This is a genomic window from Stenotrophomonas sp. YJH_SMC_127, from assembly GCF_059372445.1.
The window spans coordinates 725,170-740,691 of the sequence record NZ_JCAFVO010000001.1 but is presented as its reverse complement, the minus strand read 5'-3'; the positions used below and the strand labels follow the sequence as shown (position 1 = coordinate 740,691).

Annotated in this window: 11 protein-coding genes; 9 read left to right on the top strand and 2 right to left on the bottom strand. The window is 67.3% G+C overall.

Annotated elements, in window-relative coordinates; genetic code table 11:
* The first annotated feature begins 129 nt into the window (after positions 1–129).
* The 3 genes from pyk (at position 130) to AC5QAB_RS03320 (ending at position 4,094) form a co-directional block, all read left to right on the top strand.
* Positions 130–1,596: a pyruvate kinase gene (gene pyk / locus AC5QAB_RS03330; RefSeq protein WP_014648234.1), complete on the top strand. Its 1,467-nt coding sequence runs from the start codon at positions 130–132 to the stop codon at positions 1,594–1,596.
* A gap of 224 nt (positions 1,597–1,820) precedes the next feature.
* On the top strand, positions 1,821–2,825 hold the full coding sequence (locus AC5QAB_RS03325) for a class I fructose-bisphosphate aldolase (protein WP_014648233.1): 1,005 nt from the start codon (positions 1,821–1,823) through the stop codon (positions 2,823–2,825).
* A 129-nt stretch (positions 2,826–2,954) separates the two neighbouring features.
* Entirely contained in the window at positions 2,955–4,094 is a 1,140-nt protein-coding gene (locus AC5QAB_RS03320) for an ABC transporter substrate-binding protein (RefSeq protein WP_142235238.1), read from the top strand.
* A gap of 92 nt (positions 4,095–4,186) precedes the next feature.
* Here the strand turns inward: AC5QAB_RS03320 and AC5QAB_RS03315 are convergent, their stop codons facing one another.
* Together AC5QAB_RS03315 and cysK are read right to left on the bottom strand one after the other, a co-directional pair.
* A complete protein-coding gene (locus AC5QAB_RS03315) occupies positions 4,187–4,786 on the bottom strand; it encodes an O-acetyl-ADP-ribose deacetylase (protein ID WP_014648231.1) in 600 nt (199 codons plus the stop codon).
* Between the two features lie 265 nt (positions 4,787–5,051).
* Positions 5,052–6,011 carry a cysteine synthase A gene (gene cysK / locus AC5QAB_RS03310; RefSeq protein ID WP_197562083.1) on the bottom strand — a complete coding sequence of 320 codons (960 nt, stop codon included), beginning with the start codon at positions 6,009–6,011 and terminating at the stop codon, positions 5,052–5,054.
* A gap of 208 nt (positions 6,012–6,219) precedes the next feature.
* Here cysK and AC5QAB_RS03305 point away from each other — a divergent pair, with 208 nt between their 5' ends.
* From AC5QAB_RS03305 to AC5QAB_RS03280, 6 genes are all read left to right on the top strand, one after another.
* Positions 6,220–7,203 (top strand): LysR family transcriptional regulator, encoded by a 984-nt coding sequence (locus AC5QAB_RS03305; protein WP_010481448.1) that lies wholly within the window; start codon positions 6,220–6,222, stop codon positions 7,201–7,203.
* Between the two features lie 613 nt (positions 7,204–7,816).
* Positions 7,817–8,236, top strand: a complete 420-nt coding sequence (locus AC5QAB_RS03300) for a DUF2946 family protein (protein WP_164110913.1) — start codon at positions 7,817–7,819, stop codon at positions 8,234–8,236.
* A gap of 72 nt (positions 8,237–8,308) precedes the next feature.
* A complete protein-coding gene (locus AC5QAB_RS03295; RefSeq protein WP_169410685.1) occupies positions 8,309–10,372 on the top strand; it encodes a TonB-dependent copper receptor in 2,064 nt (687 codons plus the stop codon).
* 273 nt (positions 10,373–10,645) lie between these two features.
* Positions 10,646–11,752 (top strand): efflux RND transporter periplasmic adaptor subunit, encoded by a 1,107-nt coding sequence (locus AC5QAB_RS03290; RefSeq protein ID WP_046432263.1) that lies wholly within the window; start codon positions 10,646–10,648, stop codon positions 11,750–11,752.
* A complete protein-coding gene (locus tag AC5QAB_RS03285; RefSeq protein WP_495233152.1) occupies positions 11,749–14,874 on the top strand; it encodes an efflux RND transporter permease subunit in 3,126 nt (1,041 codons plus the stop codon). Before AC5QAB_RS03290 ends, AC5QAB_RS03285 begins: the two co-directional genes overlap by 4 nt.
* Positions 14,867–15,469 carry a GNAT family N-acetyltransferase gene (locus AC5QAB_RS03280; RefSeq protein ID WP_164110909.1) on the top strand — a complete coding sequence of 201 codons (603 nt, stop codon included), beginning with the start codon at positions 14,867–14,869 and terminating at the stop codon, positions 15,467–15,469. The genes AC5QAB_RS03285 and AC5QAB_RS03280 overlap by 8 nt, the downstream gene beginning before the upstream one ends.
* The last annotated feature ends 53 nt before the right edge of the window (positions 15,470–15,522 follow it).

Sequence of the window (15,522 nt, the reverse complement as noted above, 5' to 3'; positions counted from 1 at the left end):
CGCCAGCGTATGTCCGGACAATGTCCGTTGCATGACCTGCGGAGTCAGGCAGCACAAGGCTGTAACCGTATACATGCGGCGTGAAGGATGTGCTAATTTCCGTTCTTTAACGGGAGAGGCCCATCCACCATGTTCGAGCGTCAGCGTCGCACCAAGATCCTTGCCACCCTCGGTCCGGCCACTGATCCGCCGGGCGTGCTGGAGGATCTTTTCCGCGCCGGCGTCAATGTGGTGCGCCTGAACTTCAGCCATGGCGATCCGTCCGGCCAGGCCAAGCGTGCCGCCGAAGTGCGTGCTGCTGCGGCCCGCGTAGGCGTGGAAGTGGGCATCCTGGCCGACCTGCCGGGCCCGAAGATCCGCATCGAGCGCTTCGCCGAAGGCAAGGTGCAGCTGAAGGCGGGTGACCGCTTCGACCTGATCGCCAGCGAGAACGCCGGCCCGGGCAACGCCAGCCAGGTGGGCGTGAGCTACCTCGGCCTGCCGCAGGACGTGGGCCCGGGTGATGTGCTGCTGCTCGACGACGGCCTGATGCAGCTGCAGGTGGTGGAAGTGCAGGGCGAGCGCATCGTCAACACCGTGCTCAACGATGGTGTGTTGTCCGACCGCAAGGGCCTGAACAAGCAGGGCGGCGGCCTGTCGCTGGGTGCCCTGACCGAGCGCGACAAGGAACTGATCGGCATCGTTGCCAAGATCGGCGTGGACTTCATCGCCGTGTCGTTCTGCCGCAACGCGCAGGACATGAACGACGCGCGCGACATCGCCCGCTCGCACGGCTGTGATGCCGCCCTGGTGTCGAAGATCGAGCGCACCGAGGCGATCGAGAACCTGGAAGAAATCGTCGAGGCCAGCGACGTGGTGATGGTTGCCCGTGGCGACCTTGGCGTGGAAATCGGCGATGCCGAGCTGCCGGGCCTGCAGAAGAAGATCATCAAGGCCTCGCTGGCGCAGAACAAGGTGGTGATCACCGCCACGCAGATGCTGCAGTCGATGGTGGAAAGCCCGATCCCGACCCGCGCCGAAGTGCTGGACGTCGCCAACTCGGTCATCGACGGTACCGACGCGGTGATGCTGTCGGCGGAAACCGCCGCCGGTGCCTACCCGGTCAAGGCGGTGGAAGCGATGGCACGCATCTGCCTGGGTGCCGAGCGCCAGTTCCAGACCGAGACCGATTTCAACGCCTCGCCGCGCAACCTGGAACGTGCCGACCAGGCCATCGCCATGGCCACCATGTTCCTGTCGCAGCATGTGGGCGTGCGCGCGATCGTGGCCATGACCGAATCCGGCGGCACCGCGCGTTACCTGTCGCGTTTCCGCGCCAAGGCGCCGGTGTTCGCGGTCACCCGCCACGACGGTGCGCGTCGCCAGATGGCGCTGATGCGCGATGTGTTCCCGATCAACTTCGACAGCCGCGGCCTGACCCCGCGCGAAGCGGCGCGCGGCAGCATCCGCCTGCTGGTCGAATCGGAACTGCTGCAGGCCGGTGACCGCGTTGTGTTTACCAGCGGCGAGCACATGGAAACCCACGGTGCCACCAACACCCTGCGCCTGCTGGAAGTGGGCGAGGATGGCCGCGCCATCGGCCTGGGCGATCTGTAAGCCTTGACGGTCGGGTCGGCGCTGCCGATCTGGGGTCAGAGCCCCTGCGGGGATCTGACCCCGTACTGACCAGGGGTCAGATCCCCGAAGGGGCTCTGACCCCATGCCGCAGGACATCCTTTGTCCTGCGTAGACGTGGAAGCGTTTCCATCCTGTCCTCCACGGCGAGGCAACGGGCAGCAGGGCTATACTTACGTTTTTCCCGCACCCGCCACAGGAAATACATGAGCATCGAACAGCTGGCTGAAACCGCCCAGGCCATGGTCGCCCCGGGCAAGGGCATCATCGCGATCGACGAATCCACCGCTACCATCGCCAAGCGTTTCGCCGGCGTCGGTATCGAGAACACCGAGGAGAACCGTCGCGCCTACCGCGAGCTGCTGCTGACCACGCCGAAGCTCAACGAGCACATTTCCGGCGCCATCCTGTACGACGAGACCATCCGCCAGTCGACCAAGGACGGCGTGCCGTTCGCCAAGTACATGGCCGACCACGGCATGATTCCGGGCATCAAGGTGGACAAGGGGGCGCACCCGCTGGCCGGCTGCCCGGGCGAGCTGGTGACCGAAGGCCTCGACGGCCTGCGCGAGCGCCTGCAGGAGTATTACAAGCTGGGCGCGCGCTTCGCCAAGTGGCGTGCGGTCATCAACATCGGCGAGAGCATCCCGTCGGGCACCTGCATCGAGTCCAACGCCCATGCGCTGGCCCGCTATGCAGCGCTGTGCCAGGAATGCGGTCTGGTGCCGATGGTCGAGCCGGAAGTGATCATGGACGGCGACCACGACATCGAAACCTGCTACGAAGTCACCGAAGCCACCCTGCGCTCGCTGTTCGACGCGCTGTACCAGCAGAACGTGCTGCTGGAAGGCACCATCCTGAAGGCCTCGATGGTCATCTCCGGCAAGGACTGTGAAGAGCAGGCCGATGTCGAGGAAGTGGCCGAGTCGACCGTGATGTGCTTGAAGAGCACCGTGCCGGCGATCCTGCCGGGCGTGGTGTTCCTGTCCGGTGGCCAGAGCGACGAGCAGTCCACCGAGCACCTGAACGCGATGAACCAGCTGGGCAACCTGCCGTGGCCGCTGAGCTTCTCCTACGGCCGCGCCATGCAGCAGGCTGCGCTGAAGCTGTGGGCCAAGGACATGAAGGGCAACTACGCTGCTGCCCAGAAGACGGTGTACGAGCGCGCCAAGGACAACGGCCTGGCCGCGCTGGGCAAGTGGAACGGTTGATCCGTCCCATCGCCGGATGAACAAGGCAGCGCCGGCATCACGCCGGCGTTTGCTTTTGCGGGTATCTTTTCCGCCCCCGCGTGCCTGGCCGGTATGCGGGAACCACATGGAAGGCCAAGGAGAAACAACATGCGTTTGGCAGCAATCACACTGGCCGTTGCCACGGTCCTGGTCGCCAGCGGTTGCAACCGCATCGGCGGCGGCGCGGACGCGGGCAAGGCCGCGTCACTCGATTTCGACAAGCCGGTATCCGGCGAGATCACCTCGCGCAGCGGCATCAACTACAACGACGGCAGCCACCACCAGCTCTACCAGATCAAGCTGGAAGACAAGCAGCTGGTCGGGCTGAAGCTGACCGGTTCGCTGAGCGGCTCGATCGCCGTGTTCAACAACGGCAGCCTGGTGGCCAGCAGCAACACCGGCTACGAGCGCGAAGGCGACGTCTCGGTGGCCTTCCGTGCCAACGGTGGCGGCACCTACCAGGTGGCGGTCAACGCCAACGGCTCGACCGACTACGGTCCTTACCGCCTGCGCGCCGAGAAGCTGGTGCCGTACGACGGCAAGCCGCTGGCGGGCAGCGGCGAGATCGTCGACATGCTGGCCGGTGGTTCCCAGGACTACACCTTGCAGGTGGACAAGGCCGGCCTGTACGAGATCCGCCTGGTGTCGGATGTCTTCGATCCGGTGCTGAAGCTGTCGGGCCAGGGCGTGGATGCAGAGAATGACGATGGCGGCGACAGCACCAACTCGCGTCTGACCCTGTCACTGAAGCCGGGCAAGTACACCCTGACCGCGCGCGGCCTCGGCGACGGCGTCAGCGGCATGTTCACCCTGTCGGCCAACCGCATCGAGCTGCCCGGCAATCTGGTCGAGCGCGATGGCACGGCACTGCCGAAGTCGGGCAGCGTGTACACGATGCTCGACAACGATGGCCGTCGCCGCTTCCTGCTGTCGCTGGACCGCCCGGCCGATGTGCGCCTGGATGCGATTTCCAGCCAGGTTGATACCGTGCTGCGCGTGGTCGGTGGCGACGTCGAGCTGACCGACGACGATGGTGGCAACGGCACCAATTCGCGCCTGGAAGAGACCCTGCCGGCCGGTCATTACACGGTCGACGTGTCCAGCCTGAACAATGGCGCGGGCATGGTGGAAGTGCGCGTGCAGGTGGATGGCGCCAGCGCCGATGGGGCTGCGGCCTCGGCGGCACGCGCCGCAGCCGACGCAGCCGCCGTGGCCGATGACGCCGCGGTGGAAGCTGCCAGCCGTTGAGCGTGACCCACGCCATGCGTGGCTGAGCACAACGGTGCAACGGAAAAGGCCGGGTACTGCCCGGCCTTTTTCTTTACGTCGCGCACCGGGATTCAGTGCGCGGCGGCAAAACCCGCATCACCCAGCGGCGGCAGCATCGACCCGCGCGGTTCGCTGTCCGCGCTTTGCCCGGCGGCGCTCAACGCCTGCTGGTAGGCCTTGGCCGTAGCGGTATTGAACGCCACCAGCACGATGCGCATCGGTTGCGCATGGCTGCGCTGCCACGCCAGTGTTTCGGTCACTGCGATCTGCGCCGCCTGGTACAGCGGATAGCCATAGACGCCGCAGCTGATCGCCGGGAACGCGATCGACTGCACGCCCAGCGACTCGGCCAGCTGCAGCGACTTCCAATAGCAGTTGGCAAGCAGCGCCGGTTCGTCGCGCTGGCCGTCATGCCAGACCGGGCCCACCGTGTGCAGTACATGGCGCGCCGGCAGCGCATGGGCGCTGGTGGCGCGCACTTCGCCCGTCGGGCAACGCACGCCCGGGCGCAGCTCCGGCAACTGCGCGCACTCGGCCAGCAATGCGGGGCCGGCCGCGCGATGGATCGCGCCGTCGACACCGCCGCCACCGAGCAGTGTTTCGTTGGCCGCGTTGACGATCGCATCCACCGCCAGGGTCGTGATGTCACCCTGCCAAACCTCGATCTTCATGCGTCCGTCTCCTGCCTGTGAGGTGATCCGCGCAGCATCTGCGCCGGCTGTTCCCACGGTAGGGGACAGGGCATCGATACTGCGTCATGACCGTCTCACGCGCTGCGATCCGACGGCCTTCACGCACGATGGCGGGCGACGCCTTCACGCAGGCTGAAGCAGAACGGGGTCGGAGTCCTTCCCCTGCGGAAAAGGGATCCGGCCCCGGGCATGTAACAGGCTGGGTCAGATCCTTTTCCGCGCGAAAAAGCCCTGACCCGGGGTGTCACGGCAGGCCGGCCAGCCAGTCGTCGTCGGAGCCTTCGTTGACATCGGCGAACAGCGGTGTGGAGAAATAGCGTTCACCAGTGTCCGGCAGCATCGCCAGGATCACCGAGCCGGGTTCGGCGCGGGCAGCCACGTCCAGCGCGCTGGCCACGGTGGCACCGGCAGAGATGCCGACGAAGATGCCTTCCTCGGCGGCCAGGCGGCGCGCGGTGGCGATCGCGCGGTCATCTTCGACCGAGACCAGTTCGTCCACCACATCGCGGTTGAGCACGTCCGGCACGAAGTCCGGGGTCCAACCCTGGATCTTGTGCGGCTTCCAGTCATCGCCCTTGAGCAGGGCGGCGCCGGCCGGCTCGGTGGCGATGATGCGGGTCTGCGGGCGCGCGACCTTCAGCACTTCGCCCACACCAGTGAGCGTGCCGCCGGTGCCCCAGCCGCTGACGAAATAGTCCAGCCGCTTGCCGGCGAAGTCGCGCAGGATTTCCGCGGCGGTGGTGTTGCGGTGATAGGCCGGGTTGGCCGGGTTGGCGAACTGGCTGGCCAGGAACCAACCGTGCTGTTCGGCCAGTTCGGCTGCCTTGCGCACCATGCCGCTGCCGCGTTCGGCGGCCGGGGTCAGGATCACCTTGGCACCATAGGCACGCATCAGCTTGCGGCGCTCGACCGAGAAGGTCTCGACCATGGTCGCCACGAACTTGTAGCCGCGCGCTGCGGCGACCATCGCCAGTGCCACGCCGGTATTGCCCGAGGTGGCCTCCACGATGGTGTCGCCCGGCTTGAGCAGGCCACGCGCTTCAGCGTCGAGGATGATCGCCAAAGCCAGGCGGTCCTTGACCGAGCCGCCCGGATTGAACGACTCGACCTTGGCGTAAACGCTGACCTGCGACGGTGCCAGACGCTGCAGCTTGACGATGGGGGTGTTGCCGACGGTGTCGAGGATGGAGTCGTACAGGGCCATGGAAGCGCTCCGGAAACGGGGCCGCGCCGGGCTTCGGCGGGCGAAGGGGGAGGGCTGGCTGTTCAGGCCAGCGGCTGCCGGCTGACCGTAGCGCCGGCATATGACGCCCGGAAATGACCAGATACCTTTCTTAAACAACCTTTGGTTATAAGCTGGTGACGGCAATTGACCCTAGAGTGGACCTCCGCCCCACGCCGCCTGCCTGCCAATGACGCTGACCCAGCTGCGCTACCTGGTTGCCATCGCCGACGCCGAGCTGAACATCACGCTGGCCGCCTCGCGCGTGCATGCCACCCAGCCCGGCTTGTCCAAGCAGCTCAAGCAGCTGGAGGACGAGCTGGGTTTCCTGTTGTTCGTGCGCAAGGGCCGCAGCCTGGAGTCGGTCACCCCGGCCGGGACCGAGGTGATCGCCCGCGCCCGCGCCGTGCTGGCCGAGGCCAACAACATCCGCACCTACGCGGCCAACCAGCGGCGCGAGAGCCAGGGCCAGCTGATCCTGACCACGACCCACACCCAGGCGCGCTTCGTGCTGCCGCCGGCGGTGGCGGCGATCAAGCAGGCTTACCCGCAGGTCAGCGTGCACCTGCAGCAGGCCGGTGAAGCCGACGCGCTGGATCGCTTGAACCAGGGTGACGCGGATATCGCCATCATCAGCACCGCTGGGGGGGAGCCCACCGATGGCATCGCGGTGCCACTGTTCCGCTGGCGACGCCTGGTGGTGGTGCCCAAGGGCCACCCGCTGGACCGCGCCGGGCGTGCACCGGACCTGGCCGCGCTGGCCCGGCAACCATTGATCAGCTACGAATCCTCGACCCGCCCGAATTCGTCGCTGCAGCGTGCGTTTGCCGCCAACGGGCTGGTGCCGGATCTGGCGCTGACCGCGCTGGATGCCGATCTGATCAAGACCTATGTGCGTACCGGCCTGGGCGTGGGCCTGCTGGCCGAAATGGCGGTCAGTTCCAACGACGAAGACCTGAGGTCGTGGCCGGCGCCGGACCCGATCAGCGAGTGCATCGCCTGGGCGGTGCTGCCGCGCGACCGCGTGCTGCGTGATTACGCGCTGGAGCTGGTGCATGTGCTGGCACCGCAGATCGATCCGCGCGACCTGCGGCGGGTGCTGGATGGCAACCAGGCGGCCGCGTGGCCGGTGCCACCGACCTGGGAATCACTGACCCAGACCATCACGGTGTGAGGTTGGTCGAGCAGGGCTTGCAGCCCTGCACCCGCCGAATCATTCAAGCAAGAGCAACAGCAACAGCAGAAGCGGCATTCCGTGGGTTGGCGGGGCGGTGTCGGAGTGCGGGGACGCTGCAAGTACGTCCCTGTAAGCTTGGCAGCCGCATCCATGCGGCTGACACCCCGCACTCCGACACCGCCCCACCTCTGACAGATCCCGGTGGCTGTCGGTAGGTGTCGACCTTGGTCGACACGGTAGATCCACGCCATGCGTGGATGAAAGCTGTCAGATGTCGAAATGCATCTGGGGTCAGATCCGTTTTCCTTCGGAAAACGGATCTGACCCCAAAGCCGTTCCAACAGACCGCAGGAAACTGTCGAAGGCGGGGTGGGTCCGGTTGCGGGAGTGTCCGCGGCATGGATGCCGCGGCCAAGCCCCCATGGATGGGTTTACGGCGTCTCCCGCAACCGGACCCACCCCGCCTACCCACAGGAACCCGCTTTTGCTGTTGCTTCGGCTCTTGCCGTGGACGTGGCCTCTGCAGGTGCAGGGCGCAGCCCTGCCGATAAACCCCTCCTGCGACGGTTCGTCGCACGGGCAACCCTGGACCCGGCTCTACACTAGCGGGATGACCCGGCTGTCCCGCCCGCAGCGCCTTCTGCTCCAGCTTGCCGTCCTGGCGACGCTGCTGATGGTGCTTGCGCCGCTGGTCAGCCGCGCGCTGCAGGCGCAGCCGATGGACCACGCTGCGATGGCCGGCATGGACCACGCGCACATGCAGCATGATGGTGCCGGATTGGGTCAGAGCCCTCTGCATGGGCAGAGGGATCCGACCCCACCGGCCGATCCCCACGCCATGCACGGCGAAGCCTGCGAATACTGCGTGCTGGCGATGCGCCTGCTGCCGTGGCTGGCCGTGCTGGTGCTGCTGTTGCCGCTGTTGTGGCGGCCGCGGCTGGTGTTCCCCTGGTCGCGGCAGGTGCTGCCCGCGCTGTGCTGGCCGGCGCATGCCGCGCGTGGGCCGCCGCCTTTCTCCATCGTTCGCTGATGTCCCTGTCGAATCTGCCGCACGACGCCTGACCGGGCGCCGTGCGCGCGTGCGTACCTTGGAGCTGTTCCGATGAAAATGACTTCCCGCCCCGCGGGCGCCTGTGCGCGCCTGCCGGTTGCCCTTGGCCTGGCCGCAGCTGCAACGCTCGCCCATGCCGCGCCCGCCGAAGAGGCGCGTACCCTCGACACCCTGGTGGTCACCGCTGCCGCACCGTCCTCGCCACTGCACTGGGTGACCGACCCACGCCTGCCGCGGCAGCCGGTACCCGCCAGTGATGGCGCCGATTACCTGAAGACCGTTCCCGGTTTCTCCGCCATCCGCAACGGTGGCACCAACGGTGACCCGGTGCTGCGCGGCATGTTCGGTTCGCGCCTGAACATCCTCAGCAATGACGGCAACCTGATCGGTGCCTGCCCGTCGCGCATGGACAATCCGCTGTCCTACATCGCGCCGGAGAGCTTCGACCGGCTGACCATCATCAAGGGCCCGCAGAGCGTGCGCTGGGGCGCAGGTGCCTCGGCTGGCACCGTACGCTTCGAGCGCGATACACCGCGCTTCGAAGAGCCGGGCCTGCGTGCCGATGCCAGTGCGCTGGTCGGTTCGCGCAACCGCAACGACCAGGTGCTCGACCTGACCCTGGGCAACCCGACCGGCTATGTGCGCGCCAGTGGCAACCGTTCCGAAGCCGATGACTACAAGGACGGCCACGGCGATGTGGTGCCATCGAAGTGGCGCAAGTGGAACGGTGACGTGGCGATCGGCTGGACGCCGGATGCCGACACGCTGCTGGAAATTTCTGCCGGTGCCGGAGATGCGATCGCACGCTATGCGGGACGCGGCATGGACGGGGCCGCGTTCGAACGCACCAGCTATGCCGCGCGCTTCGAGAAGCGCAACCTGCCGGGTGCGTGGGACACGGTGCAGGCCAACGTGTACTACAACGAGGCCGATCACGTGATGGACAACTACACGCTGCGTGCGCCGAACCCGAACAGCATGATGCCGATGCCGATGGCTTCAAACGTGGATCGCCGTACCCAGGGCGGCCGGGTCAGTTCCGAGTGGCGCTGGCAGGACGTGCAGCTGGTGGCGGGCGTGGACGGCGAAGACAGCCGCCATCGTGGGCGCATGGGCATGGGCCGCGGCACCTATCGCCAGGTGGCGTGGGAGACCGATGCCCACTTCCGCCGCTATGGCGTGTTCACCGAGTTGACCCTCGGCGCCGGCACCGATCAGCGTTGGATCAGCGGCCTGCGCATCGATCGCGCCAGCGTGCGCGACGAGCGGCAGTCGCTCCGCAGAATGATGGGCAACATGCCCAATCCGACTGCGGGCCAGCGTCGCAAGGAATGGCTCGGCAGTGGCTTCCTGCGCTACGAGCAGGATCTGGCCGACGGCCTGACCTGGTACGCCGGCCTCGGCCACAGTGAACGCATGCCCGACTACTGGGAGCTGTTCTCGCCCGACCACGGCCCGGCCGATGCGGTGAACGCGTTTGCCGGCATCCAGCCCGAGCGCACCACCCAGCTCGACGCTGGCCTGCAGTACAAGGGACCGCGCGTGCAGGCCTGGGTCTCGGCGTACGCCGGGCAGATCCAGGACTACATTCTGTTCACCTACCACCGCAGCGGCGCGATGGGGATGAGCCAGGCCAGCAACGTCGATGCGCGCATCGCCGGTGCCGAGGCGGGGCTGGAAGTGAGCGTGGCCGAACAGTGGAAGCTGGGTGGCACGCTGGCCTATGCCTGGGGCGAGAACCGCGACCAGCAGCGTCCGCTGCCGCAGATGCCGCCGCTGGAAGCGCGCCTGAGTGCGAACTGGGAAGGCCAGCGCTGGAGCGCCGGTGCGCTGCTGCGCGCGGTGACCCACCAGCACCGTGTCGCAGATGGCCAGGGCAACGTGGTCGCACAGGATCTCGGGCCGAGCGCGGGCTTTGCCACCTTCGCGCTCAACGCGGCGTACCGTTTCGGTTCGCAGCTGCAGCTCAGCGCAGGCGTCGACAACCTGTTCGACCGCGCCTACAGCGAGCACCTGAACCTGGCCGGCAGCGCCGACTTCGGCTTCCCGGCCGACCCGGTGCGCATCAACGAGCCGGGGCGCAGCGTGTGGATGAAGCTGAACTACCGGTATTGATCCGCCGGATGTAAAAAAACGGGGCCGGATCCCCGCCAGGATCCGTCCCCGCCCGACGCCCTCCGTCGGGCAGCTTCGACTCTACGATGACTGACCCGGTGGTGCACGACGGGATACACCCCGATACACGCCGACACTGCCCATGGCAGCCTTGCACGGAATGGGTTCAAGGCGCTATCGCAGCCCTGGTTCCACGCCGGTAAACGCTTGGCACATACCGCTTTCAGGGGCACTTGCCTACACTCGGCGGCCGTGGATCAATTTGGACCGTTCATGTTGGCTCGTATCGCTTCGACCCTGGCCCTTGGCCTCAGCCTGGCCGTGCTGGCCGGGTGCGCAGGCAAACAGGAGGCCGCCGCGCGTCGGCAGGGAGAAGCGGTGCCGGTCACTGCGCAGGTCGTGCAGTCCCGTCAGTGGAGCGACACCCTGCAGGCGCTTGGCACGGCCAAGGCGCGCGAATCGATCAGCGTGACCGCCAAGGTCAGCGAGATCGTCGAGAAAGTGCATTTCGAAAGCGGCCAGCACATTGCTGCCGGTGCGCCGATCGTGACCCTGCGTGGGCAGGCCCAGGAGGCCGCACTGGTGCAGGCGCAGGCGACCTTCCATGAAGCCGATCAGCTGTACAAGCGCCAGCGCGAGCTGGCCGCCCAGCGGCTGGTGTCCAGCGCCACACTGGATACGCAGAAGTCGATCCGCGATGCCGCCGAAGCGCGCGTGATGCAGATGCAGGCAGACATCGGTGATCGCCGTGTGCGCGCGCCGTTCGCCGGCGTGCTCGGCATCCGCCAGGTCAGCCCTGGCTCGCTGGTGACCCCGACCACGGTCATCGCCACGCTCGACGATATCGAGCACATGCACATCGATTTCCAGGTGCCTGAAGTGGAACTGGCTGCGCTGGGCGTCGGTGACAAGGTCAGCGCCACCAGCGTGGCCTGGCCGGGCCGCACCTTCGAGGGCGTGGTCAGCACCATCGATGCGCGCATCGACCCGGCCACCCGTGCCGTGACCGTGCGCGCCGACTTTGCCAACGGCGACCATGCGCTGCGTCCTGGCATGCTGCTGGACGTGCGCCTGTTCCGCCCCGAGCGCCCGGCGCTGGTGATTCCGGAAATCGCCGTGGTGCAGGTCGGTCGCGATACCTTCGTGTACCGCATCAAGGTTGACGACAGCGTCGAGCGTGTGGACGTGGTGACCGGCGCGCGCCGTGCCGGCGTGGTCGAGATCAGGCAGGGTCTGGAAGCGGGCCAGCGCATCGTGGTCGATGGCACCGGCAAGCTGCGTCCGGGCCTGAAGGTTGCCGCCAAGGACGCAGCGCCCGCCAGTGGTGCAAAGCCCGCTGAAGACGCTGCGCCGGCCGCGGCCGAGGGCCACGGCGGATGAAGCTGTCCGACATCTCCATCCAGCGGCCGGTGTTCGCCGTGGTGATGAGCCTGTTGCTGCTGGTGCTGGGCGTGATGTCCTTCACCCGCCTGACCCTGCGCGAACTGCCGGCCATCGACCCGCCGATCGTCTCGGTCTCGGTGGACTACACCGGCGCCTCGGCGGCGGTCATTGAAAGCCGCATCACCCAGGTGCTGGAAGATGCGCTGGCCGGCATCGAAGGCATCGATACGATCAATGCGCGCAGCACCAACGGCCGCTCGCAGGTCAGCATCGAGTTCACCTCCAACCGCGATATCGAAGCGGCGGCCAACGACGTGCGCGATGCGGTCAGCCGCGTGGCCGACCGCATGCCGGAAGAGGCGCGGCCACCGGAGATCGCCAAGGTCGAAAGCGATGCCGACCCCATCATCTGGTTCAACATGGTCTCCTCGACCATGGACACGCTGGAGCTGAGCGACTACGCCGACCGTTACGTGGTCGATCGCTTTTCCAGCCTCGATGGCGTGGCCCAGGTCCGCATCGGCGGCCGCCAGCGCTATGCGATGCGGATCTGGCTGGACCGGGACCAGCTGGCCGCACGCGGGCTGACCACCGGCGACGTGGAAACCGCGCTGCGCAACGAGAACGTGGAGCTGCCGGCCGGCCGCATCGAGTCGACCGACCGTGATTTCACCCTGCGCGTGGAGCGCAACTACATCAAGCCCGAAGACTTCGCGACCATCCCGCTGGGCAAGGGCCGCGACGGTTACGTGGTGCGCATGGGCGACGTGGCGAAGATCGAGCTGGCCTCGGCCGAACGCCGCGCGTACTACCGCAGCAACGGCGAACCGGGCATCGGCTTGGGCATCGTCAAGACCTCCACGGCCAACTCGCTGGACGTGGCGCGTACCGCGCGCGCTGAAGCCGAGCGGGTGGCGCTGACCCTGCCCAAGGGCACGCAGATCTTCGTCGCCTTCGACAACACCACCTTCATCGAAGCGGCGGTGGACCGCGTCTACGCCACGCTGGTGGAAGCGATGATCCTGGTGCTGGCGGTGATCTGGCTGTTCCTCGGCAGTTTCCGCGCCGCGTTGATCCCGGCGGTGACGGTGCCGGTCTGCCTGGTCGCGGCGTTCATCGCGCTGTACGCGTTCGATTTCTCGATCAACCTGCTGACCCTGCTGGCGCTGGTGCTGTGCATCGGCCTGGTGGTGGACGATGCGATCGTGGTGGTGGAGAACGTGCAGCGCCGCATCGACCTGGGTGAGCCACCGCTGGTGGCCTCCAAGCGCGGCACCGCGCAGGTCGCCTTCGCGGTGATCGCCACCACCGCCGTGCTGGTGGCAGTGTTCCTGCCGGTCGGCTTCCTGGAAGGCAACACCGGGCGCCTGTTCCGCGAGCTGGCAGTGGCGCTGGCCGCCGCCGTGGCGTTGTCCGCGTTCGTGGCGCTCACACTGACGCCGATGATGGCCTCCAAGCTGCTCAAGCCGCACACCGGGCAGGCGCCACGTGGTCTGCACGGCTTCATCAACCGCAACCTGGAACGCCTCGCGGGTGCCTATGGGCGGGTGCTCGATCACCATGTCGACCGCACCTGGATCTACCTGCTGGTGATGGTGGCCGCGCTGGTCGCCAGCTGGGGCCTGCTCAAGCTGCTGCCCTCGGAACTGGCGCCGGCCGAAGACCGCGGTTCGTTCCAGATCATGATCGACGGCCCGGAAGGTGCCGGCTACGACTACACCGTGCAGCAGGTGCAGCAGGTGGAGGCGCTGCTGGCCCCGCATGTCGGCCCGGACAAGCCGATCGTGCGTGTCAACCCGCGCGTGCCCGGTGGCTTCGGTGCCAGCGAGGAAATGCACACCGGCCGCGTCAGCATCTTCCTGCAGCCGTGGCGCCAGCGCAGCGAGGCCACGCCGGACGTGGCCAACGAACTGCAGAAGGAACTGGACACCATCCGCGGCGTGCGTGTGCGTACCCAGGTCGGTGGCGGCCTGGTGCGCAGCGGCGGGCAGCCGTTCCAGATCGTGCTGGGTGGGCCGGAGTACGCGGAGATCGCGCAGTGGCGCGACCGCATCCTGCTGCGCATGGCCGACAACCCCGGCCTGGTCGGCCCCGACTCGGACTACAAGGAAACCCGGCCGCAGATGCGGGTCAACATCGACCGCCAGCGTGCGGCCGATCTCGGCGTGCCGGTCACCGCGATCGGTTCGGCGCTGGAAACCATGATGGGCTCGCGCCGCGTCACCACCTTCGTCGACAACGGCGAGGAGTACGACGTGCTGGTGCAGGCCGGACGTGACGGTCGCGCCAGCCCGGCCGACCTGGCCGCGATCCGCGTGCGCGCCACCTCTGGCGAGCTGGTGCCGCTGTCCAACCTGGTCACGTTGAGCGAAGTGGCCGAGGCCGGCACCCTGAACCGCTTCAACCGCCTGCGCTCGATCACCATCAGTGCCGGCCTGGCGCCGGGCTATCCGCTGGGCGAGGCCATTGCCTGGGCGCAGAACGTGGCCCAGGAAGAGCTGCCGCAGTACGCGCAGGTGAACTGGAAGGGTGAATCGCGCGAGTACCAGAGCGCCGGTGGCGCCGTGCTGCTCACTTTCGCCATGGCCCTGCTGGTGGTCTACCTGGTGCTGGCCGCGCAGTTCGAGAGCTTCATCCACCCGCTCACCATCATGCTGACCGTGCCGCTGGGCGTGCTCGGCGCGCTGGTCGGGTTGTGGGTGAGTGGCGGTACGGTGAACCTGTTCAGCCAGATCGGCATCGTGATGCTGGTTGGCCTGGCCGCGAAGAACGGCATCCTCATCGTCGAATTCGCCAACCAGCTGCGCGACGATGGGCGCAGCGTGCGCGAGGCGATCATTGAATCGGCGATGGTGCGCCTGCGCCCGATCCTGATGACCTCGATCGCCACCGTGGTCGGCGCCATTCCGCTGGTGGTGGCCGGTGGTCCCGGTTCGGCCAGCCGTGGCACGATCGGCATCGTGATCATCTTCGGCGTGACCCTCTCGACCTTCCTGTCGCTGTTCGTGGTGCCGGCGTTCTACGCGCGGCTTGCCCCGTACACCCGTTCGCCGGAAGCGGTGAAGCGCGAGCTGGAGAAGCAGGAAGCGGAATCGCCGTCGGTGGGCGGCCATGCCTGACCGGCACACCGACGGGATCGGGTCCCTCGCTGACGGGGTCGGACCCCTTTCCCAAAGGGAAAGGGCTCTGACCCCACTTCGAGGCGACGGCTTCCAGCTGCGCCCCTGGCGCCCGGATGATCTGGAATCGCTGCTGCGCCACGCCAACGATCCCGAGGTGTCGCGCGGCCTGCGCGACCGTTTCCCGTATCCGTACACGCGCACCGATGGCGAGGCCTTTCTCGCCGGCCGCGTGCTGGCCCCCGGAACCCTGAATCTGGCCATCGAGATCGACGGCCAGGCCTGCGGCAGCGTCGCTGCCCAGCAGGGCATGGCCGAGCGTGGGCACACCGCCGAACTGGGCTACTGGCTGGGCCAGGCCTATTGGGGGCACGGCGTGATGACCCGTGTGGTCGGGCTGTTCGCACCGTGGGTGATGGACGAGCTGCGCCTGTTCAGGCTGCAGGCCTCGGTCGTCGACTTCAACCTCGGCTCTGCGCGGGTGCTGGAGAAGAACGGCTTCCAGGAGGAGGGCGTGGAGCGCTGCGCGGTCTACAAGCGCGGCGTGCTGCACGACCTTCGCCGTTTCGCCCGGGTACGCACCCAGCTGCCCTGAACACGCGGGCTGGCCGCTGTAGAGCCGAGCCCATGCTCGGCTGCCCTCGGGGG